Source organism: Viridibacillus sp. NPDC096237, assembly GCF_050278625.1.
Taxonomy (GTDB): domain Bacteria; phylum Bacillota; class Bacilli; order Bacillales_A; family Planococcaceae; genus Viridibacillus.
In genome coordinates this window covers 1-25116 of record NZ_JBNNTI010000016.1, presented here as the reverse complement: position 1 = coordinate 25116, position 25116 = coordinate 1, and the positions used below count along the sequence as shown (strand labels likewise).

The 25116-nt window shown below is 33.9% G+C and carries 23 protein-coding genes, 3 pseudogenes and 1 other annotated feature (1 of these 27 only partly in view); of the genes and pseudogenes, 21 read left to right on the top strand and 5 right to left on the bottom strand.

The features are described from left to right. Positions 1–162, top strand: a binding site (T-box leader); it begins 55 nt to the left of the window's first position. Positions 163–255: 93 nt separating this feature from the next. From argS to ACQKMD_RS10705, 3 genes are all read left to right on the top strand, one after another. Beyond that, positions 256–1938 (top strand): arginine--tRNA ligase, encoded by a 1683-nt coding sequence (argS, locus tag ACQKMD_RS10715; RefSeq protein ID WP_427751885.1) that lies wholly within the window; start codon positions 256–258, stop codon positions 1936–1938. Between the two features lie 502 nt (positions 1939–2440). Further along, entirely contained in the window at positions 2441–2704 is a 264-nt protein-coding gene (locus tag ACQKMD_RS10710) for a hypothetical protein (protein ID WP_427751884.1), read from the top strand. Positions 2705–3296: 592 nt separating this feature from the next. Beyond that, positions 3297–4604, top strand: coding sequence for a GHKL domain-containing protein (locus tag ACQKMD_RS10705; RefSeq protein ID WP_427751882.1), 1308 nt, complete (start codon positions 3297–3299; stop codon positions 4602–4604). Between the two features lie 211 nt (positions 4605–4815). Here the strand turns inward: ACQKMD_RS10705 and ACQKMD_RS10700 are convergent, their stop codons facing one another. Further along, positions 4816–4908 (bottom strand): hypothetical protein, encoded by a 93-nt coding sequence (locus ACQKMD_RS10700; protein WP_427751880.1) that lies wholly within the window; start codon positions 4906–4908, stop codon positions 4816–4818. A gap of 354 nt (positions 4909–5262) precedes the next feature. Here ACQKMD_RS10700 and ACQKMD_RS10695 point away from each other — a divergent pair, with 354 nt between their 5' ends. From ACQKMD_RS10695 to ACQKMD_RS10625, 15 genes are read left to right on the top strand one after another with little or no spacing between them, the layout of a single operon-like run. Beyond that, positions 5263–6003: an SDR family NAD(P)-dependent oxidoreductase gene (locus ACQKMD_RS10695; RefSeq protein WP_427751878.1), complete on the top strand. Its 741-nt coding sequence runs from the start codon at positions 5263–5265 to the stop codon at positions 6001–6003. 23 nt (positions 6004–6026) lie between these two features. Continuing rightward, positions 6027–7085, top strand: a complete 1059-nt coding sequence (locus ACQKMD_RS10690; RefSeq protein WP_427751876.1) for a 3-oxoacyl-ACP synthase III family protein — start codon at positions 6027–6029, stop codon at positions 7083–7085. Between the two features lie 13 nt (positions 7086–7098). Beyond that, complete coding sequence (locus ACQKMD_RS10685) at positions 7099–8121, top strand: 3-oxoacyl-ACP synthase III family protein (RefSeq protein WP_427751874.1); 1023 nt, start codon at positions 7099–7101, stop codon at positions 8119–8121. Positions 8122–8154: 33 nt separating this feature from the next. Then, on the top strand, positions 8155–8988 hold the full coding sequence (locus ACQKMD_RS10680; protein WP_427751872.1) for a 3-hydroxyacyl-CoA dehydrogenase family protein: 834 nt from the start codon (positions 8155–8157) through the stop codon (positions 8986–8988). Further along, positions 8978–9943 (top strand): 3-oxoacyl-[acyl-carrier-protein] synthase III C-terminal domain-containing protein, encoded by a 966-nt coding sequence (locus ACQKMD_RS10675; RefSeq protein ID WP_427751870.1) that lies wholly within the window; start codon positions 8978–8980, stop codon positions 9941–9943. Before ACQKMD_RS10680 ends, ACQKMD_RS10675 begins: the two co-directional genes overlap by 11 nt. Before the next feature lie 24 nt (positions 9944–9967). Next, the gene (locus ACQKMD_RS10670; RefSeq protein WP_427751868.1) at positions 9968–10942 is read left to right on the top strand and encodes a 3-oxoacyl-[acyl-carrier-protein] synthase III C-terminal domain-containing protein; all 975 of its coding nucleotides are present in this window, start codon (positions 9968–9970) and stop codon (positions 10940–10942) included. Positions 10943–10960: 18 nt separating this feature from the next. Next, on the top strand, positions 10961–11929 hold the full coding sequence (locus ACQKMD_RS10665; RefSeq protein ID WP_427751866.1) for a 3-oxoacyl-[acyl-carrier-protein] synthase III C-terminal domain-containing protein: 969 nt from the start codon (positions 10961–10963) through the stop codon (positions 11927–11929). Between the two features lie 20 nt (positions 11930–11949). Then, positions 11950–12933: a 3-oxoacyl-[acyl-carrier-protein] synthase III C-terminal domain-containing protein gene (locus ACQKMD_RS10660; protein WP_427751864.1), complete on the top strand. Its 984-nt coding sequence runs from the start codon at positions 11950–11952 to the stop codon at positions 12931–12933. A 36-nt stretch (positions 12934–12969) separates the two neighbouring features. Beyond that, entirely contained in the window at positions 12970–13965 is a 996-nt protein-coding gene (locus tag ACQKMD_RS10655; RefSeq protein WP_427751862.1) for a 3-oxoacyl-ACP synthase III family protein, read from the top strand. Between the two features lie 20 nt (positions 13966–13985). Further along, positions 13986–14966: a 3-oxoacyl-ACP synthase III family protein gene (locus tag ACQKMD_RS10650; protein WP_427751860.1), complete on the top strand. Its 981-nt coding sequence runs from the start codon at positions 13986–13988 to the stop codon at positions 14964–14966. A gap of 30 nt (positions 14967–14996) precedes the next feature. Then, positions 14997–15914, top strand: coding sequence for an ABC transporter ATP-binding protein (locus ACQKMD_RS10645; protein ID WP_427751947.1), 918 nt, complete (start codon positions 14997–14999; stop codon positions 15912–15914). Further along, the gene (locus ACQKMD_RS10640; protein WP_427751859.1) at positions 15911–16717 is read left to right on the top strand and encodes an ABC transporter permease subunit; all 807 of its coding nucleotides are present in this window, start codon (positions 15911–15913) and stop codon (positions 16715–16717) included. Before ACQKMD_RS10645 ends, ACQKMD_RS10640 begins: the two co-directional genes overlap by 4 nt. 27 nt (positions 16718–16744) lie before the next feature. Beyond that, positions 16745–17749, top strand: coding sequence for an LLM class flavin-dependent oxidoreductase (locus tag ACQKMD_RS10635; protein ID WP_427751856.1), 1005 nt, complete (start codon positions 16745–16747; stop codon positions 17747–17749). Positions 17750–17782: 33 nt separating this feature from the next. Beyond that, positions 17783–18805, top strand: coding sequence for a 3-oxoacyl-ACP synthase III family protein (locus ACQKMD_RS10630; protein WP_427751854.1), 1023 nt, complete (start codon positions 17783–17785; stop codon positions 18803–18805). 10 nt (positions 18806–18815) lie between these two features. After that, a complete protein-coding gene (locus ACQKMD_RS10625) occupies positions 18816–19817 on the top strand; it encodes a 3-oxoacyl-[acyl-carrier-protein] synthase III C-terminal domain-containing protein (protein ID WP_427751852.1) in 1002 nt (333 codons plus the stop codon). Between the two features lie 218 nt (positions 19818–20035). Here ACQKMD_RS10625 and ACQKMD_RS10620 read toward each other — a convergent pair whose 3' ends face one another. Further along, on the bottom strand, positions 20036–20287 hold the full coding sequence (locus tag ACQKMD_RS10620; RefSeq protein WP_427751850.1) for a hypothetical protein: 252 nt from the start codon (positions 20285–20287) through the stop codon (positions 20036–20038). Positions 20288–20591: 304 nt separating this feature from the next. Here ACQKMD_RS10620 and ACQKMD_RS10615 point away from each other — a divergent pair. Next, positions 20592–20831 (top strand): annotated as a pseudogene (locus ACQKMD_RS10615) (IS30 family transposase); the annotation flags it as partial. A 16-nt stretch (positions 20832–20847) separates the two neighbouring features. Here ACQKMD_RS10615 and ACQKMD_RS10610 read toward each other — a convergent pair. Both ACQKMD_RS10610 and ACQKMD_RS10605 read right to left on the bottom strand, forming a co-directional pair. After that, positions 20848–20958: pseudogene (locus ACQKMD_RS10610) on the bottom strand (IS30 family transposase); the annotation flags it as partial. Between the two features lies 1 nt (position 20959). Continuing rightward, positions 20960–21108 (bottom strand): annotated as a pseudogene (locus tag ACQKMD_RS10605) (IS1595 family transposase); the annotation flags it as partial. 818 nt (positions 21109–21926) lie between these two features. On the opposite strand from ACQKMD_RS10605, the gene ACQKMD_RS10600 reads away from it, so the two are divergent. After that, positions 21927–22742: an alpha/beta fold hydrolase gene (locus ACQKMD_RS10600; RefSeq protein WP_427751848.1), complete on the top strand. Its 816-nt coding sequence runs from the start codon at positions 21927–21929 to the stop codon at positions 22740–22742. Positions 22743–23274: 532 nt separating this feature from the next. Here ACQKMD_RS10600 and ACQKMD_RS10595 read toward each other — a convergent pair. Further along, positions 23275–24315, bottom strand: coding sequence for an LCP family protein (locus ACQKMD_RS10595; RefSeq protein ID WP_427751846.1), 1041 nt, complete (start codon positions 24313–24315; stop codon positions 23275–23277). 360 nt (positions 24316–24675) lie between these two features. On the opposite strand from ACQKMD_RS10595, the gene ACQKMD_RS10590 reads away from it, so the two are divergent. Beyond that, positions 24676–24984: a DUF3147 family protein gene (locus ACQKMD_RS10590; protein WP_427751844.1), complete on the top strand. Its 309-nt coding sequence runs from the start codon at positions 24676–24678 to the stop codon at positions 24982–24984. Positions 24985–25116 lie beyond the last annotated feature (132 nt).

Sequence of the window (25116 nt, the reverse complement as noted above, 5' to 3'; positions counted from 1 at the left end):
TAGTGAGAGCCTAATACATGGAACATAAATGAAACGCACTTTGGAGAAGCTTTTTGAAATAGCAGTAGAAAAGATCGGGGAGTCACCTCGTTAACAATGGAAAGTGGTCACATATTGTGGCAACTAGAGTGGTACCACGGGAATTATGCTCTCGTCTCTTGTATTAGAGACGGGGGCTTTTTTTATTGTTTTTAGGTATCAATTGTATTTAACCCCAGGTACTCTGCGCTTTTATTTTTGGAGGAGGTAAATAGGATGGAAGACAAGAAATTAATAATCAATTCATTATTTGAAGCAGTAGAAGGTCAATTAGCAAAGGGTGATATTGAACGAACAATAGAGACACCAAAATATGCACATCTAGGTGATTATGCATTTCCATGCTTTGCATTAGCGAAAATTTTCCGTCAATCACCGAATAATATAGCAAAAGATTTAAGTGAGAAAATTAAGAATGACATCATAGAAAAGGTTGAAGCAGTTGGTGGGTATGTGAATATATTCCTCAAGCAATCGAAAATCTCTAAAGTGGTTTTATCGAGTATTGTGGATAGTCAATCAACTTATGGACAACGAAAATATGGAAAAGGCGAAACGATTACGATTGATTTTTCATCACCTAATATCGCAAAACCATTTTCAATGGGGCATTTACGGTCAACGGTTATTGGTAATGCATTAGCCAATATTGCTGAGAAAAATGGCTATGAAGTAGTACGTATTAATCACTTAGGCGATTGGGGTACTCAATTTGGAAAGCTAATTGTGGCTTACCATTTATGGGGTGAAAAGGAGCTGATTGAGCAATCACCAGTACGTGAATTATTAAAGATTTATGTGAAATTTCATGATGAGGCAGAACATGATGACTCATTAAATAATCAAGCACGTGCTGCTTTTAAAAAGTTAGAGCAAGGTGATACAGAATCACTACAATTATGGCAATGGTTTAGAGAAGCATCGTTGAAAGAATTTGAACAGGTATATGCATTGCTTGGCATACGATTTGACTCATATACTGGTGAAGCCTTTTATAATGACAAAATGGAGCGCATAGTAAACTTGTTAACGGAAAAAGAGCTTCTTGAAGAATCAGACGGTGCGATGGTCGTTAATTTATCAAACATCCCACCCTGTTTGATAAAGAAAACAGATGGTACAACACTTTATGCGACTCGAGATTTAGCAGCAGCTCTTTATAGACATGAAACATATAAATCAAAAAAATCTTTTTACGTTGTGGGGAATGAACAATCACTACATTTTAAACAGTTATTTAGAGTATTAGATAAAATGGGGTATGAGTGGGCAGAAGAATTACAGCATATTCCCTTCGGCATGATGCTAAAAGACGGTAAGAAAATGTCTACTCGTAAAGGAAAAGTTGTACTGCTTGATGAAGTATTAACTGAGGCTATCCAATTAGCTAAGAATAATGTAGAAGAAAAAAATCCAAACCTGAAGCAAAAAGAAGAAGTAGCCAAGGCAGTTGGAACAGGAGCTGTTATCTTCCACGATTTAAAAAATCATCGTATGAATGATATAGAATTTTCGCTTGAAGAAATGTTGAATTTTGAAGGGGAAACAGGACCATATGTGCAATATTCGTATGCACGGATTTGTTCACTACTTCGAAAAGGTCAATATAATTCGAAAGATAGTAAATATGAAGGGTTATCAGTTGAAGCTTGGCCAATTGTCATGCAACTAAAAGAATTTCCAGATGTAATAGTTAAAGCATTTGAACTAGCAGATCCTTCACAAATTGCTAAGTATTTAATTGAGCTTTCAAGAGCGTTTAATAAGTATTATGCACACACTAGAATACTAGAGGACAATAATGCTAAGCAAGCTAAGCTAACATTATGCGCCAGTGTCGCTACCGTACTTAAAGAAGGCTTGAGTTTATTAGGCATTCAAGCACCGGAAGAAATGTAGAGGGTATAAAGAGGTGTTAGAACAAATGAACTTTCAAATATATATTTGATTAAGACGGGACATTAACAGATTCTAAAGTCAACGAGTTTCTCATATGCATTCTATGGTAATAGATAAGAAATTAGTCTTGGAAGAACTGCTGCATATTGTTAATAATGTAAATGAATTAGGTTCTTTATTAAGTAATTGATTAATAAAATTTAAAATAAAAGGATTTTAGCACTTCTAGCTTTTATCACCTTATTTAGTGGTATGCAGTTCTATTTTTCCCAACAAGATATCTAAGTAAAGTTATTCAGCCAACAAAAAAAGCACTTGCTGCCCCAAAGAGCAAGTAAGAAGTTTCATCAAATAGTTATATCCATTACTATCATCAAGATATAGCACACCAACTAGAGTGTTTATCTTCAACTAATTATTGATGAGTATAGAAAGGAACAGAAGTTGTGTTCCTTTCTTTTTTTAGAAAATTAGTTGATTATGTAGAAGGGGAGGAAATTAGGTGAAATCCATAAAGGCAAAAGATAAATATCATTTCGAGCCTTTACTGTACGGAATAATTTCTTTTTTTATACCGATATTAGGATTTTTCGTAGCGATTGGTGGGTTTATTTCTTATAAAAAAGCAAAAGAAGAAATTACCACAAATAAGGGTAAGTCTTCTTTGCTCATTAATTTTGGTTTAGTTGTAATTATTTTAGGAATAATATTTCAGTTGCTAACAATATTAGCAATGTGTACTATCAGAAAATTCCAAACAGGGTGATAGCAAATCTGTGAGTTATAAGTAGACTTGTCCTTGTGAAAATCTCTCAAAAACTACAAAAAGAGAATGAGAAGTTTTATCTATTCCTCAATCTCTTTATTTGATTTAAGGTAAAAAATTATCAAATGTTCTATTTGATACCTTAAGGTAATGGTCGTTTATTGTCTTAATTGACTTATGACCTGTTTGATTGGCAAGTGTCGCTAATCAAAACCCTAAATTAGAGAGGCTATGTTTCTGATTTAGGGTTATTTTTATAGTATCATTTATATGTAGCATCTATCATCGTCGCCCATGATTGCAAAAATCATACAGAATAATGACAAACTTTTGAATGGTTTTTATAAAATATTTTATTCTATATTATTAAAAATTGATTTTGTGATGTTATTAAAGTAGGATATACAAGCAATGTCTTTAAGAAGGTATGATATAGCAAATAATTTTTAGAATTTACTATATTATAATGATATTGTTGGAAAGATAGTTCTTGATTTCGTTTAATAAACAATGGAATATTTTATTTGAAATCCAGATAATCTATATGATTATCTATCTTTTAATTAAAAAAGATGAGGAAGTACCAGTTTGTATGAAAAATAATAAAATCAGGTTAATTTTAGTGTTATCTACTGTCCTTTTATTACTGTTTACAGGTTTAAATGTATTCATCTCTTATTTGAAGATGAAAAAGACGGTTGAAGAGTCAATAGCGAACCAAAGTCTAGAAGCAGCAAAATCCATTGCGACAGAGATAGATATAGAAACGTATCAGAAATTTCTGAATAACCCCATGAAAAACGAATATTATTGGGAATTAACAAACTACTTGAATGATGCAAGAAAAAAATTGGGTGCTTTATTTGTTTACACATTGGAAGTTGATAATCCTAAGATATCTAAAGTTATGATAGGTGGATTACCCAAGGAATTAGACGAGGGTTATAGTATTGGAGAGATTTGTACAGTACCCGAAGCGCAAGTCAAAAGAGCTTATCAAGGGGATACATTTGTAACGGGTGTAATTGAGGATCCCAATAATGGTTCCTATGTTTCTGTAGGAGCACCGATAAAGAATGAAGAAGGTACCGTGATCGGATACCTTGCTATAGATATTGGTGTCAATACACTTAATGATATTAAAGGAAAAGTGCTGAAAAATAATCTATTTATGCTTGTCTTTAATGGTGTATTTATATTGGTTGTAATTGGCTCCTTCTTATTTTTGCAAAGATGGTATCAAAAAGAAGTGACTAAGGAAGTAGGGTATACAGAAGATACATATCAATCAGAACTTAAAACTTTAATCACCTCAATATCCTCTATAAGACATGATTTCACCAATCATATTCAAGTTTTACACGGACTATTACAATTAGGAGAAGTTGGTCAGGCGCAACAATACTTATCATCTCTGTCTAAAGAAGTTCAGGCGATTGAATCTCTAAAATTAAATATAGATCACCCTGGTCTTTCAATATTATTACAAACAAAGAAACTTGCTGCACAAAATTATAGTATTGATATAGATTTTACGATTTCTCATGATTCATTCGATAAAATCAAAACAACGGATTTAATCATAATTTTATCTAATTTAATTGATAATGCCATTGATGCAGCAATAGAATTACCAGAAGCTGAACGCAAAATAATGATTGACTGTCAAGCAAATGATACGAAGTATGTATTTAAGATTACGAATACAGGACCCGAGATTATCGAGAATGAATATATATATAAGCAAGGATATTCAACAAAAAAAGCAGAACAAGGAAAAATAAGAGGGCAAGGTTTATTTATTGTGAAAGAAGTAGTAAATAAATATAATGGGAAAATCTCAATTGATTCATCAACTGAATTAGAGACTACAGCCACTGTGGAAATTCCTCTAAAGTAAATTTGAACGTAAGTGTAAGCTTCCTACTATTAATTGTAGGAAGCTTTTTTATATATTTCGGTCATATAGATTAATTTGAAAAAACTCCTAACTTCTTAGGGTTTTTTATGCATATTTTTAAGTAATCATTAAGTATTTTACACTTAATTCTAGTTGATGGAAAAGTGAATTTATCATAATAATAAATTTTACAAAAATTACAAAAAATAAATTAACATGGCAATATTACCCACGAAAAATTGTGCTTAGTTGGAACAACTACATCCAAACCTAGCTTTTTCGTTTGATGGGCTGTGTCGAGCATTGAATACGTTTTACCTACACCAGCGGCAAACCAAGAAATATCTTCAGATTCCCTAATGCTTCTTTTGATTCCTGTTTTTTTATCTTAAGTTTTAAATCTTAATACCATTTTAATACAAATCACTTATTTTCTAACACTACATTAATTTTAACTGCATTATGATTATGCATGAAATCAATAGAAGGGGTGATAGACTTAATGGATATATACATGGTGATGGCATTAATCATAAGTTTTTTTTATTAATAAGTCTAGTAGTTTGTTCTGCTAATGTAGTTTTCAAAGAGTGAAGCTTTGCTTGGGTAAGCTATATTATTCTATTGTAACCACTATATTAACTTGGAGAGATGAAGAATGAAATTGGAAAATAAAGTAGTCATCATTACTGGCGGTACCAAAGGATTAGGTAAAGCTATTGCTTTAGGGTTTTTAAGAGAGGGTGCAATCGTAATCTGTGCTGGTAGACAACCATATGATTTTGAAGAATTTACTGCTCCTTTTAATGAGCGCGCTATGTATTGCGAGGTAGATGTAAGAAAACCTGAATCGGTAAAAAATATGATTAAAGTAATAATAGATAAGTTTGAAAAGATTGATATTATGGTCGCCAATGCAGGGGTGTTAAGAGATTCAACTCTTATAAAAATGACCTATGATCAGTGGTTTGAATCAATTGATACTAATTTGACTGGGGTATTTAATTGTACTCATTCCGTGATTCCTCATATGTTAGAAAAAGGAAGTGGTCACATTATTAATATTTCTTCTGCTGCTGCCTCAAGAGTAAATATAGGGCAGGCTAATTATTGTGCATCTAAAGCAGGTGTAGAGATGTTTACTAAAGTAGCAGCTATAGAGCTTGGTTCTAAAGGTATTATGGTGAATTGTATTTCTCCAGGTATTATTGAGGAAGGAATGGGTGAATCATTAAGTCAAAAGGAACTTATATGGGAGAAATATAAAAAACGCATGTCATTGCGACGCTCTGGTACTGGTGAAGAAATTGCAAAAGCAGCTCTTTTCTTAGCAACAGAATCGAGTTCATATGTTAATGGTCATATTTTAGAAGTAAATGGTGGTCTTTTGTGGGCTTAAATTGATAGAAAAGAGGAACTAAGTTGAGTGTTTTAATAAAAGAATTGCCTCAAATAGTAAATAAGACAGGACTAACCTACGGAGTAGGAATAAAAGGGACCGGAATGTATGTTCCTGATAAAGTAATAACCAATCAATTTTGGGAAGAGCGTCTTGAAACTACTAGTGAATGGATTGAGAAGAAAACAGGTATTATTGAGCGACGTCACTTAAGTGATATAGAGACAACTTCTGATATGTGCATAGCTGCTTCTGTACAAGCTTTGAGCAGAGCAAACGTGAAGGCTCATGAATTGGATGCTATTATTATTGCTACAATAACACCTGACTATCCATTACCTTCTACAGCTTTAATTGTTAAAGAGGCTCTAGGTGCATCTAGAGCAATTACATTAGATCTAACTCAGGTAGCCTGTTCTGGATTAGTATATGGTATGCATGTTGGTGCACACTTTTTGCAGAATAAAAAAATGACACATGTTCTTGTGATCGGTTCTGATGCTCTTTCAAGAATCTATAATCCAAATGAGCGGGGATCATGCGTTTTTTTTGGAGACGCTTGTGGAGCAATGATCTTGCAAAGAACTAAAGATCCTTCTATGGGAATCTTAGCATGGGATATTAATTCAAAGTTGAACTTTAGAGGAGCGGGAATATCACATGGCGGAGCTTCAAATACTTTAACTCATGAATCGTTAGATAGAGGTCAGCATTATTTATACATGAATGGACAAGAAGTTTGGAAAGAAGCTACTACCGTACTACCTTCTACTCTTCAAAGTTCAATTAAAAATGCTGAATTAAAAATAGAAGAAGTTGACTTTTTTATTTTGCATCAGGCAAATGCCATTTTAATTAAAGAAGTACTAAAAACGCTCAATATTGATGAGCGAAAAGCTTTATTTAACGTTTCTAAACATGGTAATACTGGGGCCGGTACTATGCCTACGGTGTTACACGAAGCGATAATTAAAGGGGAAATTAAAGATGGGGATATAATAGCTTTTGCGGGAATAGGAGCTGGATTTAATTGGGGGTCATTAGTAATGAAGTACTCATCGAATTCAGAAGATTTTGAATGAGGAGGCGATTTATATGAACCAACCAGTTAGATCTGTTGGGATTTTTGGAGCTGGATCATACGTACCAGAAAAAGTTTTATACAATTCAGATTTAGAAAAAATAGTTGATACTACAGACGAATGGATTACAAAAAGAATAGGTATTAAGGAAAGAAGGGTAGCTAAAACTGGTGAACTAGCATCAGATATGGGTGTAAGTGCATTAATAAACGCATGTGAAAATGCCGGAATATCTCTGGAAGAAGTAGACTTAATTGTTTGTGGATCAAACACGCCTGATTACAATAGTCCACAAATGGCGGCTCTTATTGCAAAAAAGGCAGGGCTGAGCAATGTTGTTACCATTGATGCTCGAGCTGGTGGATGTCCTGGAGGAGTTTTTACGGTAGACGTTGCTGCACAATATGTAGCTACTGGTCGATACAGTACCGTTGCTGTTGTTAACTCTGAATTAAACTCAGCAGTTCTCAATTGGGAAGATCGTTCTACATGTGTGATCATGGGTGATGGAGCAGGTTGTTTACTACTGAGAGCTTGTAAACCAGGAACCGGGATTCTTCACACGGTTTTATGTAATGACCCTTCAGGATATTTTATTGCATACGTTCCTTCAGGAGGAACAGCAATACCAACTACTGAAGATACACTAAAAAAAAAACTTGGATATTTTCATATGGATGGTGGTGCGATTTGGGATTTCGCGACGGGGGAAATTCCAAAATTAATCAAACGTTTATCTGAAGAAAGTGGTATTTCTCTAAAGGATGTTAATTTATTCATATCACATCAAGCTAACTTGAACATTATTAAAGAAATTATGAATAAGATTAATATTCCTCTAGAAAGATCTTTCATTAATATTGAAAAATATGGTAATACATCCAGTGCATCTATTCTACTAGCTATATCAGAGGCCTTTAATGAAAATAGAATTAAACCAGGTGACATATTATTTACATTTGCTTTTGGAGCAGGGTTGTCTTTTGGTGCATCCGCGATCCGTTGGTGTGCAAAAGAAGATTTCTTATTAGTTTAGTATATATATATTTTACGAATTGAGAGGGATTTTATGAGGAAAAAAAAAGTTGCAGTTATAGGTATTGGGGCTATTGGTAGAGGTGTTGTACAGTGCTTTGCTTTGGCTGATTACGAAGTATGGACAGTTACTCGACATGGAGATGATAAGATGTCGTCTTATGTTGAAAATGAGGTTAATAAAGGCAGGCTAACTAATATTGAAAAGGAATTTCTTCTTTCTAATATCTCGAATTGTAAGTTAGAAGAATTACCAGAAGTCGATCTAGTAGTGGAAGCAATTATTGAAAATATTGATGAGAAAAAAGAACTTTTTAAAAAATTAGATGAAATCCAACCTTCAAGTACAATTTTAGCATCATCTACTTCAACGCTTCCTATTAGTGAAATATCATCACTTGCTATTAACAAAGATAGAATTGTAGGCATGCATTTTGCAACTCCAGTTCCAAAAATGGAGCTGGTTGAAGTGATTCGTTCTGTATTTACGAGCGATGAAACGTTGAAAAAGTCCTTGGAATATTGTAAAGATATCAATAAAACTGGAGCAATCGTTAAAGATTTTCCTGGTTTTGTAATTTCTAGGTTAGCACAAGCGATGATTAATGAAGCAGCCTATATACTGATGCAAGGTATAGCAGATGAAGAAGCTATTGATACCATAGCCAAACTTGGTTTAAATGTACCTATTGGTCCATTAAAATTAGTTGATCAAACGGGAATTGATGTTGCACTTCGAGGGATGGAATCTATGGAAAGATTACTAGGTGACCGACGTTATGCACCATGTCCAATATTTAGACAAAAAGTATATGATGGACACGTTGGCCGTAAAGTCGGACAAGGATTTTTTTCATATGAAAACTAAAATTCCTGTAGGTATTAAATCGATTGGCAGATATTTGCCGAAAAAACAAATGAATACAGTCACTGGTGATGGTGAAAAGATTATCATTCACAAGGCGGCTAAAAATGATACTACCTATCGAATGGGAGCAATTGCATTGGAAAATGCAATTACCATTGCAGAAATAAATAAAGAAGATTTAGGACACTGGTTACATTGCAATGACGCTCCGGGAGATTTTCTATTTCAACTGGTAGGTAGGAAGATATTGGACGAAATTCAAATAGGTTCTTGTCATACCTATAATTTGTACCAATCTTCAAATTGTTCATTGCTTGCTATTAAGCTTTTAATAGATCATTTGCGTAATGATCCAGAAGGTTATATCGGTGGTGTATCATCTAGTAATAATTGGGAAAATCATACTGATAATAGAAAGATAGGCGATGCAGTACTCGGTGATGGAGCTGCAGTACTATTGTTGGAAAAAGGAAGTAACCGATATTGTTTTGACGCATTTACATTTAAGACAATGGGGAAATATCATGACATTGCTGCATTTAAAGTGGGCGGCTACTTAGAAGAAATAAACCAAAAATCTATACAAGAAGGCCGTTTTAAATATAGCTTAATTAATAAGAAACACTATTACGAATTGAAAAAAAGAAGTGTGGAAATAGGCATTGAAGTAGTTGAAGACACTCTGAAAAAAGCTGGTATCTCACGTAATGAAATTGATTTATTAGTTTTACATAGCCAAACTCCTCAAGTTTCAAAGGAGTTAATTGAATCCCTAAAAATAAGCAAAGATTCTGTAGTTGAAACAGTAAATTGCTATGGTTATATGTGTTCAGCAGGATTGCTACTTTCATTGCATGAAGCAGTATACTCTCTTGAATTGCCGAAAAACAGCAAAGTGTTAGTAACTTCTATAGGGATAGATGGGAACTGGTGTGCAGCTATTATGACTGTCTAATAAAATATTAAAGAGGTGGATAGTATGGTTGGTATAGCTGGAATTGGTGTAGCTTTTCCTGAAAAAGTTGTTGATACGTGGGAGACTTATGCAAAACCTAATGGATTAAGACGGGATGTTTGGGAAAGAATGGGTTGCCATTCTACATATGTCTTAGAACAACCATTAACACCCACAGACTTGGCTGTTCAAGCAGCCAAACAAGCAATGTTAGAAGCAGAAATTGTAGCAGAAGATGTGGATGTAATCATTTGCAACAATTATAATTCTGAATATTTGTATTGGCAGACTAGTGCGAAAGTTCAGTGTTTGTTAGGCTGTGACAATGCCTTTACATTTGATATCTTTGGTGGATGTAACGCAGTAGGATCAGCTGTAAGATCTGCTTACGACTTATTTGAACAAGATGATTCAATTAATACATGTTTAATTGTATTATCAGAAGCAATAAGTGGAGAAACATGGCCTCAATTTATCTCTGATGGAGCTTGCGTTCTAGTGTTGAAACGTAATTGTGAAGAACTAGAAATCTTAGCCCATAGTCAAGTAAGTGATATTTTCCCGACTATGCAAAGGTTGCCTGTTGGAGGAACTGTAACGCCATTTTCAAAGGATATGACATTTGATGGGAACGTATATAGTAATTTTGAATTTAGTGCATTGCAATTTCGACAGGAGATTAAACCACTAATATTTCCATCTTGTAAAAAAACGATAGAAAAATCGCTAGCAAAAGCAGGATACAGTACATCTGATTTAAGTCAAGTATTTTTCGTACATCAACAAAAATATGTAAATCAGAGTATGTTGGAAATGTTTAATTTACCGTCAAATCTTTCTCCAGTTGATTATATTGACGACATAGGACATGTATCTGGATGTGATGTATTTATTTGTTTAAAGAGAGCCATGAAAGAAGGGCGAGTTAAAAAAGGCAATCTTCTTTCTTTTGCGGTGATGGGTTTAATGGACTTCCATGGTTGGGTTATCCGTTATTAAAGAAATGAGGGAATAATTATGGAAAAGGAAACTATTGGTATAAAATCTGTAGGGATCTTCTTACCTCAAGAAGTACGATCAATTATATCTCCTCATGGAGATGTGGTGTCAATCCGAATTGCAGAATCAGATGAGACTCCATACGAAATAGGGGCCAAGTCTATTCGGAATATGGTAGAAAAAGCGAAAATTTCACTCCAGGATTTGGAAGACCAATATTTTTTCTTTAACGAAGAATCTTATGGGGATTATCTTTTTCAAATGCACGGTAGACAAATTATGGATAAAGTAGGGGTTAATCGCATAATTTCGTTTAATTTAATACAAGGAGGAAACTCTTCCTTGATGTTAATGAGGCTGCTATTGAATCACCTGAGAGCAAATGATGATTCTCGTTTTGGAGTTATAGGTTCTCCTCAATCTTGGGGATTTCATAGTCAAGATAGATTATTGGGTGATGCAGTTTTAGGTGATGGAGCAGCAAGTCTCTTGTTAGAGAAAGGTTATCAGAAAAATCGAATTCTTTCTATCGTCACTAAGACCATTAGCAAATACCATGATGTTATTTATAACGAAGTGGGAGGTTGGAAACTCCCTATTGCTGATAAACCTTGTAAAGAGGGGAAATTTGTCTATAAGGTTCAAAATATTTCGCATTATAAAGAAATTGAAACCCAAGTTTTTAAAATACTCGAAACCGTAATAGAACAGGCATTAAATAAAGCAAAAATATCTTGGGAAGAAATAGAAAGAGTCGTCATTCACAGTCCAACCCAATCACACTATAATCGATTTAGAAAACATTTCAATTTAAAAGAAGAACAAATTATTGACAGTGCAAAAGAGTATGGTTTCATGTGTTCGGCAGGTATTTTACTTTCAATCGATATGCTGTTAAACGAAGAAAATTTAAAGCAAGGTACTAAAGTTCTTGTTCCATCATTTGGGGTTGATGGAAACTGGGCTGCGGCTGTTATAGAGATCTAGGACAGGAAGGAGTAGAAATCATGGAAGAGGAAATTGGAATTGCTGGAATTGGTGTTTCATTACCAGAAAATTTAGTAAGTACTTGGGATGTATTAGCACCCGCGGCTAAAATTAGAGAAACATTAAAGGAAAGACTTGGCTGTAATTTTGTACCTCTGGCTACAGAGAATGAGAATCCTATGTTATTTTCTCTTAGAGCTGCAAAAGAAGCTATAAATGAGGCTTCAATCATTCCTGAAGAAATTGATTTTATAATTGCGAACAGCCTCTCCAGTGATTATGAAAAATGGCAAAGCTCTGCTTTCATTGCTGATCAACTTGGGTGTATCAATGCTAGTACAATTGATGTTTATGGTGGTTGTAATACAACTGGTGCTGCTTATCATATGGCAATAGATATGATCAAGGCAGACGATGAGATTAATACTGTCTTAATTGCTCTAACAGAACATTTAGGTGGTGGAACTTTCCCCCAATTTATAGGAGATGGTGCATGTTCACTAGTCATTAAACGAAATTCGCCAGATTTAATTTCACTCGAATATATTAATTTAAATGAAACAATGCCAAGTTTGGGAGTGATGAGAGAAGGTGGGGTCATTATGCCATTCTCTGAAAAAACATCTTTCGATGGAGGATGGGAGGAACAAGTAGACTTTAATATTGAAAAATATAAAACTGAATTAAAACCAATTTTCTCTCAAATTTCTACTAAACCAATTTTAGAATTGTGCAAGAAGGCGAATATTAATGTCAATCAGTTAGATATGTTATTTGTTGTTCATCAGCAAGCCCACTACCATCTCTCAATTGCTAATTTGCTTGGTTTACCAGCTACTAAAATTCCTATTCATTATATCGAGAATCTTGGTCATATTAGTGGTTTTGACGTTTTTATATCTCTTAAGTGGGCTATGCAAGATAAATTAGTGAAAAAAGGGGATCTTTTGGGAATGATGGTAATGGGTCTGGGAGAATGGCATGCTTTTTTAATACGTTACTAATTTTACAATAGCTTATTAGAGAAAGGGTGGGAAATAATGAATGTGCCTGTAGGTGTTTTAGGAGTTTCAGTGTATTTACCTCCTAGAAAAAGTGTAAGTGATTTAGTGGAAATAGGTCAATTAACATCAAAAAAGTTCAATAAAATTGGTGTTCAGTCGGTTCCAGTAGCAGAGACTGAAATTGGTAGTGATTTAGCTATTAACGCGTCCAGAGATTTGCTAAATAAAACTAAAGTTGATCCGTTAGATATTGATATTCTAATATATGTGGGCAGCGCTATGAATGATTATCAAGTCTGGCTACCTTCTGCTAGGGTTTGTGATGAGCTAAATTTGAAAAATGCATTCGCATTCGATTTAAATATGGGGTGTGGAAGTTATCAAACAGCTATAAAGTTTGTTGCCGAAACCCTTAAGAATAGTGGAAAATGGAAAACAGCGTTATTAGTATCCGGTGATAATTTTGGTCACCTAACAACCAATAGGGAAACGAACGAAGTCATACTGGGCGATGCTGGAGCAGCGATGCTTTTACAAAAAGGACATGAACGTAATATGTTTTTCGGTTACGACGCAATAACTAAAGGTTATTATCATGACTTAACATTTTATACTGGCTTTACCCCCGCTGCTAAGAAATTTGTAGACAGTAACAGTAATGTCAAAGAAAATCTTTGGACATTCGCGCGTGGTGAAAAATTACAAGATTTGATGAAAGAGAATATCTCAAATTATCTCAATATAGCCAAAAACGTTCTTGATGAACAAGGTCTTGCATTAAGTGACATTTCTTATGTAATAGTTCCTTCTGGAAGATTAGACCTTATGGAAAAAATAGTGAAAGAATTAGGGTTTCCGATTGAAAAAACTAATATACCCTTTCTTGCCGATATAGGAGATTGTGCGGCATCTGGGTTTGTTATAGATATTCAAAATATATTAGAGCATTATCAACCAAAAGCTGGGGAATTCACATTGTGTATAGGAGCGGGGCTAGGAATATCATGGGTGGCATCAATTATTAAACATTAAGAGAGGAAATGAAGTGTTGTATGACAAAACAAAATTCTGCAAGGATTATTGGAACGGGTGCTTATGTACCTAGTAAAGTATTAACAAATCATGACTTAGAAAAGCTTATGGATACTAGTGATGAATGGATACAAGAGAAGTACGGTATAAAAGAACGCCGTATAGTATCAGAAGACCAAGAACAAAATATCTCAGACCTTTCATACAATTCGGCAATAAAAGCGTTAGAGTCAGCAAAAATACATGCTGAGGAATTAGATTTAATCATAATTGCTTCTATATACTCCGATATTAGAAGCCCTGCAACAGCGTGTATATTACAGGGGAAACTGGGTGCTAAAAATGCTGTGGCATTTGATATGAATATCGGAGGTTGTCCAAATGCGGTCTTTGCTATGACTACCGCACTGAAATTTTTAGATGGAGTTCGTTTTAAGAGAGCTCTTGTGGTATGCACAGAAATTTATTCTAGATTTATAGATTGGTCTTATCGAAATACAGCTTGCTTCCTTGGAGACGGTTCTGGAGCGGTAATTTTGGAATCTTGTCCAAAAGAAGAAGGGGTACTTGCTTATAACCTATATACAGATGGTACAAAATATAACAAGGCATGGTGGCCTGGAGGAGGAACTGTAGATGTTCTCCCTAATCAAAAAACTCCACACATAGAAGGAAAAGACGTATGGGAGTTTGGAAACACAGCTACACCAAATGTCATAATTGAAACAGTATCTGATGCTGGTTTAGAGATGAAAGAAATAGATTTCGTTATTTTCCATCAAGCCAATGTAAACATCATAAACAATGTTATGGATATGATTGGATTACCTAGAGAACGCACGTATATGAATAACTACAAATACGGTAATACTGGTGGTGCTTCCTCTCTAATTGCACTAGATGAAGCCATTCATTTAGGGAAAATAAAAAGAGGAGACAAATTAGCAATATGTTCTTACGGTGCAGGGTTGGCATGGGGATCAATGGTATTGAACTATTGATGTTAAAATTTATAAGAAAAGGTGATTATCATTATAAAAGTAAATGGACTTTCAAAAGTTTTTAAAAATGGAAAAGGTATTTATGATCTTTCATTTGAAGTTGCAAAAGGCGAAGTATTTGGTTACTTAGGACCGAATGGTGCTGGGAAGTCCACCACAATTCGAAATTTAATGGGTTTTACTAAACCTACATCTGGCAAGTCTTTAATTGCAGGTCTTGATTGTTGGGATAAATCTCCTGAAATTAAAAAAAATGTAGGGTATTTACCTGGCGAAATATCTTTCATAGACGGAATGAACGGCGTACAATTCCTTAATCTAATTGGTGGAATGCAGGGATTAAAGGATACAAATAGAAGAGATGAACTTATTAATCGTTTACAATTTGATGTTAAGACTCCCATTCGAAAAATGTCCAAAGGAATGAAACAAAAAGTAGGTATAGTAGCTGCCTTTATGCATCAGCCTCAGGTTTTAATATTAGATGAGCCGACTTCAGGTTTAGATCCACTGATGCAACAGCTCTTCATAGAACTTATTTTAGAAGAAAAACAAAGAGGCACTACTATCTTAATGTCTTCCCATATGTTTCAGGAAGTTGAGAGAACATGTGACAGAGTGGCCATAATAAAGGATGGAAAGCTACTAACTGTAGAAAATGTACATGATTTAAGAGCTAGACAGCGCAAAATTATTGAGGTGACCGTTGAGTCAAGAGAACAGCTCCATAGGCTAGAGCAGTCAGGCTTAAATATTGAGGGCTCCAAAGATAATACAGCATTTATTGTTGTTCAAGGGGATTATAATGATTTTGTAAAAGCATTGGTACCTTTTAATATTACTAATATTCAAATTAGAACGATGGATTTAGAGGATATATTTATGCATTACTATGATCGTAACGAGGTCATAGCCGACAAAAAAGATAAAGAGGTGTTCACTCAATGAATATGTTTCTCTTTAAAGCGAATTTAAGATCACAATCTAAGAATTTCTTCAGTTATGCAGTGGGTTCTTTATTTTATCTATGGATTTTAATTTGGGTTTTTCCTAGTATTGTATCAACAGAAGGCGTGAACAAACTAATTAAGTCAATGCCAGAAAGTCTTTTAAAGGCAACTGGATTGAGCGGTGGTATCCAAGAACTCAATAGTTATTTAGCAGGAGAATATTACGGTTTAGTCTTCTTACTTTTATTAATGATTTTTAGCGTAGTGGTCTCTACCCAGCTGGTAGCTCATCATGTTGATAAAGGATCGATGGCCTATTTGCTCACGACACCAGTATCTCGTACTAAAATAGCTTTAACTCAAGCTATTACTCTTGTGTTGGGTCTGCTTATAGTAATCTTAGTTACTTATGTAGGTGGATTAGTTGGAGTATATTGGTTGTTAGATGATTATGAAATAAATCATGGGTTATTTCTTAAAATGAATTTAGTAGGAGGACTCTTATTTTTAGTCGTTTGTTCTTACACATTTTTCTTTTCTTGTTTATTCAATGATGAAAAACAATCATTAGGAGCGTCAGCAGGTTTGACAATTTTCTTTTATGGATTGGATATGGTTGGGAAGTTAAGTGATGATTTTGAAGTATTAAGAAATTTTTCTGTATTTAATTTATTCAGACCACAAGAGATAGTTTCTGGAAATTATGAGGTGGGAATAGTTTCTATAATATTGTTCTCAGTAGCTGTTTTAATATTTGCAATATCGATTATTGTGTTTAAAAAACGTGATCTACCATTATAAAATAATTTAACAGAAGGTGGTTCCCTTATGAAATATTCGATTTTTTCCCTTGTTGATCATTATGATGACAGCCCAGTTGGCATAAAACAACAATATAAGGAAGTCCAAGAACAAATTGAATTAGCAGATAGCTTAAATTTTGATACTTTTTGGTTAGCGGAACATCATTTTCAAAATGAACATGGAAGTATAGCTTCACCTGCAGTTTTCTTATCGTCAGTTTCAAGAACTACTTGCAATATTGGTCTTGGTACTGCGGTGTCCGTTCTCCCGTTACATAATCCGATTCGTGTTGCTGAAGATTTTGCTATGTTGGATATTATTTCTAACGGGAGAATGAAGTTTGCAGTAGGTAGTGGATATCTACCACATGAATTCGAGGGGTTTAATATAGAGTTTGAAGATCGTGTTAAAATGCTAGATGAAAGTTCTGAATTAATTTTTCAGTTATGGTCACAAAAGCACGTGACTTTTCAAGGGGAATATCATCAATTTGATGGTGGATTAAACGTAAGGCCTGTTCAGAAATTGAAAAAACCTTTAATGGCTACAATCCGCAATGAGGCAATTCAAGCTATGGCTAGACAAGGTATACCTATTTTCATGTCTGCTCTTTCCGTAAGAAAAATAGATGAGGTTAAACAAATGGTTGAAGGGTATCACGATACTTATGATAAAAGTAAATACCCAAAAGAAGATAGACACGTGGCTTATTGCTTAAACCTTGTACTTGATCAAGACGAGGAAATTGCTAAACAACGGGGAATAAAAGCACTTCAAAAACTATTTAATAATAGAGGTGTAAAACGAACGCCTGAAAATTTCATGGAGTCAGGTCTTTGTTTTTTTGGAACACCTGAACAAGCAAGTAGAATAATGACATCGTATATTGAAAGTGGTATCACAGAACTCGTTTTATCAGTCGGTTTTGGAGGGATTGAACATGAATATGCTTGCCGCACCATGGAACTATTTGCAAAAGAAGTTTTACCTCAATTGAAAAAAATTGAACGACCTGGTTTACATGTATAATTTGCAAAGAGAAATTAGAGGGAGAGTTTTTTCATGAGTGAAAAACAAACAGTAAATAATGTAGGTATATTAGCTACAGGGAAGTACTTACCTGAACATGTTATGACAAATGCGGATTTGGAAAAAATAATTGACACTTCAGATGAATGGATAGTCAATAAACTTGGGATTCATGAAAGGAGATTTGCGACGAGTGATGAGGTAACCTCCGATTTAGGTGTTAATGCGATTATGGATGCTGTGAATAGAGCAGGTATTTCTCTTGATGATATCGATTTGCTTATTTCTGGTTCTAATACGCCCGATCATCAAAGTCCCCAATTAGCTACGATGATTATGAGAAAGCTGGGAATGAAAAATACACCTGGTTTTGATGTTCGCTCGGGAGGATGCTCTAGTGGGGTTTTTTCTTTATCTGTGGGTGCAAAGTTTATAAGTGATGGAACGTATAAAACTGTCGCAGTTGTAATACCTGAAATTAATTCTAAAGTAGTTACATGGAAAGACCGTACTACGAGTGTAATTTTAGGAGATGGAGCAGGATGTTATATTCTAAGAGCTACAAAAAGGAATACAGGTATTCTTCATACTGAACTAGGTAGTGATCCGTCTGGTTATTTTGCGGCGTATGTTCCAGCAGGGGGAAATGCCTTACCTCTTACTAAAGAAAATATTGATGAAGGTCTACAATATTTTCATATGAATGGACCAGATGTTTATAGATTTGGGACAGAGATTATTCCGAAACTTGCTTTAAGGTTGACAAGTAAAACAGAAATACCGATTGAGGGGGTAGACTTATTTCTTACCCATCAAGCAAATATAAATATTATACGAAAAGGATTAGAGGATGTGGGTGTTCCTTTTGAAAAAGCGTTGCTAAATCTAGACCGCTATGGAAATATGGCAGGTGCAAATCTACCGGTAGCATTAACAGAAGCTGTAGATGATGGCATATTAACTCCTGGTAAAATAATATATTTAATTGTTTTTGGAGCTGGTTTGTCGTATGGGGCTATGGCGATACGTTGGTGTGGACCTGAAGATTTTATTTAGGAGGATAATTGTGGAACATATAGGGATTTCAGGTATCAGCACTTATATACCTGAAAAAAGATATAATACATGTAAATTGATTGAATCTGGTTATATTCAAGAAATAGTGTTTAATAAAATTGGTGTAACAGAAGTACCTGTTGGTCAACTCGAAGACACACCTACGGAAATGGCAATCAGAGCTGCTATCAAGCTAATGGATCAACTAGATGTTGATTCAGATGATATTGATATAATTGTATATGTAGGAGCAACTCCCCCGGATTATCTTCTATGGTCGCCAGCGGCCAAAGTGGCTGATGCACTAAACATTAAAAATGCTTTTTGTTTTGAAATGCAACTGGGTTGCGGGGGAGTTCAAGCAGCTATTCAAGCGATAAAAGCAATGATGTTAGGTGGGAATCAATGGAATAAGGCTTTAATTGTAGCAGCTGACATGTGGGATGCTTACACTAAAGAGAGATCAGGAGCTGGGCTAATTTTCGGAGATTCTGCAGCAGCAACCTTATTAGAAAAGGGTAAAGATGTATCACATCGACTAGTTAGCTTCAATGGATTTACAGATGGTCAATTTCATTCATTAGGACATCTAACTGATGGAACAGCATATACAAAGAATTTAAGTAATCAATATCCTAATTTACCAGATGGTCAATATTCTATAATTAATAAAAGTAAGATCCCAGCATTAAATAAACTGAATATTAAAAATTATAAAAAAGTAACTGAAAATGTATTAATAGATAGTGGATGGGAATTGCGTGATATTAAGTATTTAATTCTTCCTTCAGGAAGGGTAGACTTAATGAAGAAGATCGCTTCCGAATTTTCATTTCTCCATGAAAGTACAAACATTCCTTTCTTATCTAAACAAGGTGACCTAGGAGCACCAGGTTTGTTAGTCGACTTAGATAACTTAGCGCGAACCCATTCCTTACAAAAAGGTGATAAAATCTTGGCATTGTCTGCGGGTGTAGGAATTACATGGATGGCTTTAACAATTCAGGTGTAGATTGTATCGTGAGGAGGCGCAATAAATTCTGTGTTTTTAAATAATTTACGCAGTTAACTTTAATTGTTATTGAATTCGGTGATGGCTGTTAAAGGTGATGTTAATTTTCATTGTTGATTTAAGGTGAAAAAACAGAGTTGGATCTGCGAATGTGTAGAACCAACGCTGTTTTTCTTGTGACATTTCAAGTGTCGAATTTCAAATAATCCCCCCAATACTTATTTATCTACTCCACTAACTTTATCAATAAGTTTTCCATCATCCATTCTGCCATAATATATCAGTTCAGGTGTATTCAATTTTTTGAGATGGTTGGAGGTTATTAATTGAACATCCCAAATCTCCAAATCTTTGTTATCCAATCTAGAATATTTGTAATGTTTGGTTGTTCCATTACAAAATTCAGGAAATTGATATCCTTCTTCTATTGCTATATCAATTGCAATTTGTTCCGCTTTCGAAGCAAGCAACTAATAAGAAAACAAGAAATAATTATCATTATACATATAAAGTGATTCTATTTGATTTTTCGAAATTTATAAAATCATATGTATATACATAGGCATTAAACGCTCGCCAAGCATCGGTACTAGAACCAATTCCTTTTTCTAATTTTGTTTTTTAAATACGTCCGAGCTCAAGTGATCAAAAAATATTTTTTGTTCGGTCACGTGTTACTAACATACAATTTTGTTCGAGACTAATCACTCGAAAATATAATTTCCAACCAGTTTTACGATACTCACGACCGGCATTATGGCGATTGTCTTTCCGGCAGAATCAATGGAAAGTGCGATTCGCAAGTTGGTTTCAGTTCTTCCAACACAAGGATTTCCAACAGCGACAACGGATCGTGGAAAAGAATTTAGCTGCTATAAAACGTTAGAAAAAGAGCTGGAAATCCCGTTCTACTTCGCAGATCCTTACGCCCCCTGGCAGTGAGGATCTAATGAAAATGGGAATGGTTTATTACGGGAATTCTTTCCGAAGAAAATGGACTTAGGGCAAGTAACTATGAAAAGATAGTTTGTCAATTTAAGCGCAACACTGGCTCCTTAAAACACTCGTCTGCAGTTTTCCACCCTAAGCATTTTCTTGGTCGATTGTTAATCAAGATAAGTGCTTCTATTAATTCGTTTTCACATTTCAACAATTTCTTCGAATAATTCTAATTCCACTTGAGCAAGAGCCGATAAGACTTTATGTCGCAAGTAAAATAGGGTTACGTGGGAAATACCTTCATCTTCTAAGCAGATTCACGAAAGCTTAATCCAAGAAGCATACACTCGATTTCATCCATTTTCACTTTGAATTTACTAAAACGAACCACTTATTTGGCATCACAATGCTCACAACGTAGCCTATCCTTTGTTTTCTTTTAATTCACTACTTGAAAGATAAATTCTTAATTACATTGTGGAATAGTTGTTCGCATTTTTCGAATATCAACAGTTTTAATTAACATAGCTTAAAATTAAGATACGTTAAATTGTGTAAATAAGAATCGATTGCTAGTATGCTAGCGTTATAGATCAATGTTACCAATTGGAAATGAATGGTTGGTTATACGGCATTCTCTCCATTCGTTATAGGTTGTTCATATGCTACGGACTTTGGAGAGGTGCCTGTTTTTATTTTTAGGAAGTCTTTGAAACCACTGTCTGCTTAAAGGGGATAATATCAAATATAAATTATTTCGTTCTATTTTATTTAAATGTATCATATTTTTTCGATATGTGTATTATTTAGTTACCTGCTGGTAAAGCTTAAAAACGAGGTTTTCGTCGTCTGTAATTTAGTGCTGGTCTGCTATTTGAAAGGTAGCTTATCATGAAGGATTATTTGCTTATAGATGTTTATTTATATTGGTTATTTCCTCTGTAGTTACGTACAGAAACTAGTCAAGACATGTCTTTTTTTCGGAATCTGTAAATTGGTTTCGTTTGTATTTGAGACGTACCGAGCGAACATTTGAAATCAATTTTTACGATTGATTCCTTTGTACAAATGTCTTTGAACAATTTCTTACGGTTTAGTTTCATCTTATCTTTTTAATAATAAGTAAATAATGATATCGGTTCAAACTAAATCAAGGGTGGGATTTCTCTAATGCCAAAAGTTCAAGCAAACGGTATTTCAATTAATTATGAAATTAGAGGTGAAGGGGAGCCTTTATTATTGCTACACGGACTAGGTGCGAGTTGGAAAATGTGGTTACCACAAATTAATAGTTTATCAAAGGAATATCAATTAATTATGATGGATATGCGAGGTCATGGGGAATCTTCAAGATATTTTCCTAATGGACAATATGACACTAGATTGCTAGCAGAGGATGTAAAATGTTTTTTGGATACTTTGGAGATTTCAAAAATTAATATTGTAGGTGTTTCTCAAGGAGCAGTTGTTGCTCAACTATTTGCAGTGAAAAATAGTAGATATATAAATAAATTAGTGTTGTCAAATGGATATAGTGAAATTCCTACAAAGCTATCTGGTGTGGTTCTTAGATTTTCAAATTTGATCATGAGGTTACTTTCTTTTGAAAAAATTATTGAATTATTGTTAAAGGTTTATAAAAACGATGAATATACAAAAGAAATATTAAGAAACTCTTTTAGTTTTGATAAACAAATGTTGTTATCTGCAAAAAAACAAAAATTTGTTAACCATACTTCTGATTTGAAATTTATTTCTGTACCAACTCTAGTGATGGGGGGAGACAAAAAGGTGCTGGGAGTCGATGAACGAAAAGCGTCTCAAGTTATTTTTAATGAAATACCAAACTCTATCCTGGCCCTTTTCAAAGATGCATTTGATCCATTAAGTACTATGAAAAAAGATATTTTTAATGAAATGACTTTAGATTTTTTAAAAGGTAATGAATTAAAATATTACAAAGACGTTAGACTATATAAGCATTAAACACTTCTTTAACCTCAATTGATTCTTTTATTACAGTGTTGCGGAAATATTGTTGAGCTTGAGTAAATATCTTAGACATAAATCAGTCAACTTTTAATGCTGACTAATGGAATTAATCATTTATTTCAAATGACGACTGAATTTGATGTACTATATTTTCTTTATAATGGCACAGAAAGTTCCTAATAATGCATTAACGGATGGGTAGCTTTTACAGCAAAAACACTGAATTCTTTCTTTTATTAAACGACCAGGCAAAAACGTTATTGGTTCAATTACGTTGTGTAGTAAATAGTTAAAAGAAGAAATCGATAATTTTTATAGCAAACCGATATTTCAAATTCAGTTCTTACGGTATTTGATTATTCAAGGAATCTAATTGCGACCTAATGAAGTAGAGAAAGAAAGATTGGAAAGTCCTACGCATTGGTCACTGTCTCTTTTTACATAAAGCAACCTGTCACCGACTTAAAATCGATGACAGGTTGTTTTGATTTTTTTAAAATCGATTATTTAGTATTTAAATATTTATTCATTCAACGAAATCAGCATTAGTAATAAAATCAGTATCCTTGTTTAACTTAAGTATATTACGTAATTTCTTGCTAACTTTTTTTAGGCTCTTCTCTTCTGGAATATAAAAGAAACTTCCATCTACTCTTTTATCGGCACCTTTGATCTCTATCGTTTTTATTGATAAGTTATTTGATTTTGTATATTTTTTTTGCAGTGCATAGATTTCTTTCACTGACAGATTTGTTTCAACATTTTTCCCTAGAATATCTGCAATTTGACCAATTTTAAAAATTGTACCTGCTGAAACAGCTTGATCAATGGTTGCTTTTAAAAACTGTCTTTGTCTTTCTTCTCTAGAATAGGTAGCATTTTCAGCTCTTTTTCTCATACGTACAAAAGCAAGCGATTCTTCACCAGTTAAATGAGCTGTACCTTGTTTAAATTTAATCTTGTTTCCATTGTAGATATTTTCTTCCCAAAAACCTTTTTTAATATCGATTGAAACACCGCCAAAAGCATCAACAATGTCACGAAAACCTTCAAAGTTAACTGCAATAAAGTTGTCTATTGGAATGTTAAGGAGTTTTTCAACTGTTTCTATTTGAAGTTTAGCTGCTCCATATCCTGTTATTTCACCATATGTATAAGCTGCATTCATTTTATGAATACCTGAATATTCTCCTGCATTTTCAATATTGACTCTTGTATCCCTAGGTACAGTAACCATATTAATATCATTTGTATTCGGATCTAACGTTATTACCATTTGTGTATCAGCTCGACCATCTTGTTTTTTACTAGAATAATCTTCAATCCCTAATAACAAAATAGAAATGGGATTATCATTAAAAGAAACTTCATCTTCTCTAAGCTCAGATTTACCACCTGTTCTTTCTATATTAACCGTTGAATTATCAAATGCATTTTTCATTTTTATAAAAATAAAACCGGCATAACTAAACACTACTAAGAGTAATAGTATACTTACAGTTTTAGTTACTCTTAATATTTTCTTCTTAGATGCTTCTCTTTTTTGCGTGTTTTTCGTTATCCTCATAGTAAGTTCCTCTCTATGTATAAACTAATATTGAACAACTCTTAAAAGTAACTTCAAGAAGTGCGGATTTATTAATGCTATCGGTAGACCTTTTATAAGTATATCTTTAGATTATTTTCCTTTTAATGTATGAACAGTATATCACACTTATAGATGGTTAAAAATCGCTTTTTGTCCGGAGCGAACGCAATTACGCAACATATAAACTTTTACCATAGAAAGACAGCTTTTTATATCTGATGCAAAAACTATAGTAAATCGACTTTTTCTTTCAAAGTTAGTTTTAATATTATTGGGTAAAAAGCAGATATCTGATGAATGTAATGATTAAAATAATGATTTCGGGAATGATTATTGGTATTGTTACTGAAATTGCTAGACTATTTCCTGCTTATGGGGATAATAGCAGCTCTTCCGCTAATTAGTATACTCAGTATCGTTTGGCTCACTTTACAAGGAGAGCAAGCACAAAATTTAAATAAGTTTGTCATTGGTGTACTGCTAGGCTTGCCATCAACGGCTTCAATGCTAGCAGTCATATATCTCGCATTAAAACAATCTTTCCATTTAGTAATCGTTAGCTCTCTAGGAATTGTTGCATGGACATTATTTTTAGGTTTACAAAGATTAACATTAAATTATTTACATATATCTGAGTTAATTTCATAATTCTGAGCTCAGTCATATCAACGTCTTTCAGACAATGAAAAACAGGCACCTCCCCAAATTCGGTATAATGGTAGCGACAAAACAACCTAAACCGATTGGAGCGAATGCCTTATGACTATTGTAAAGCAAATT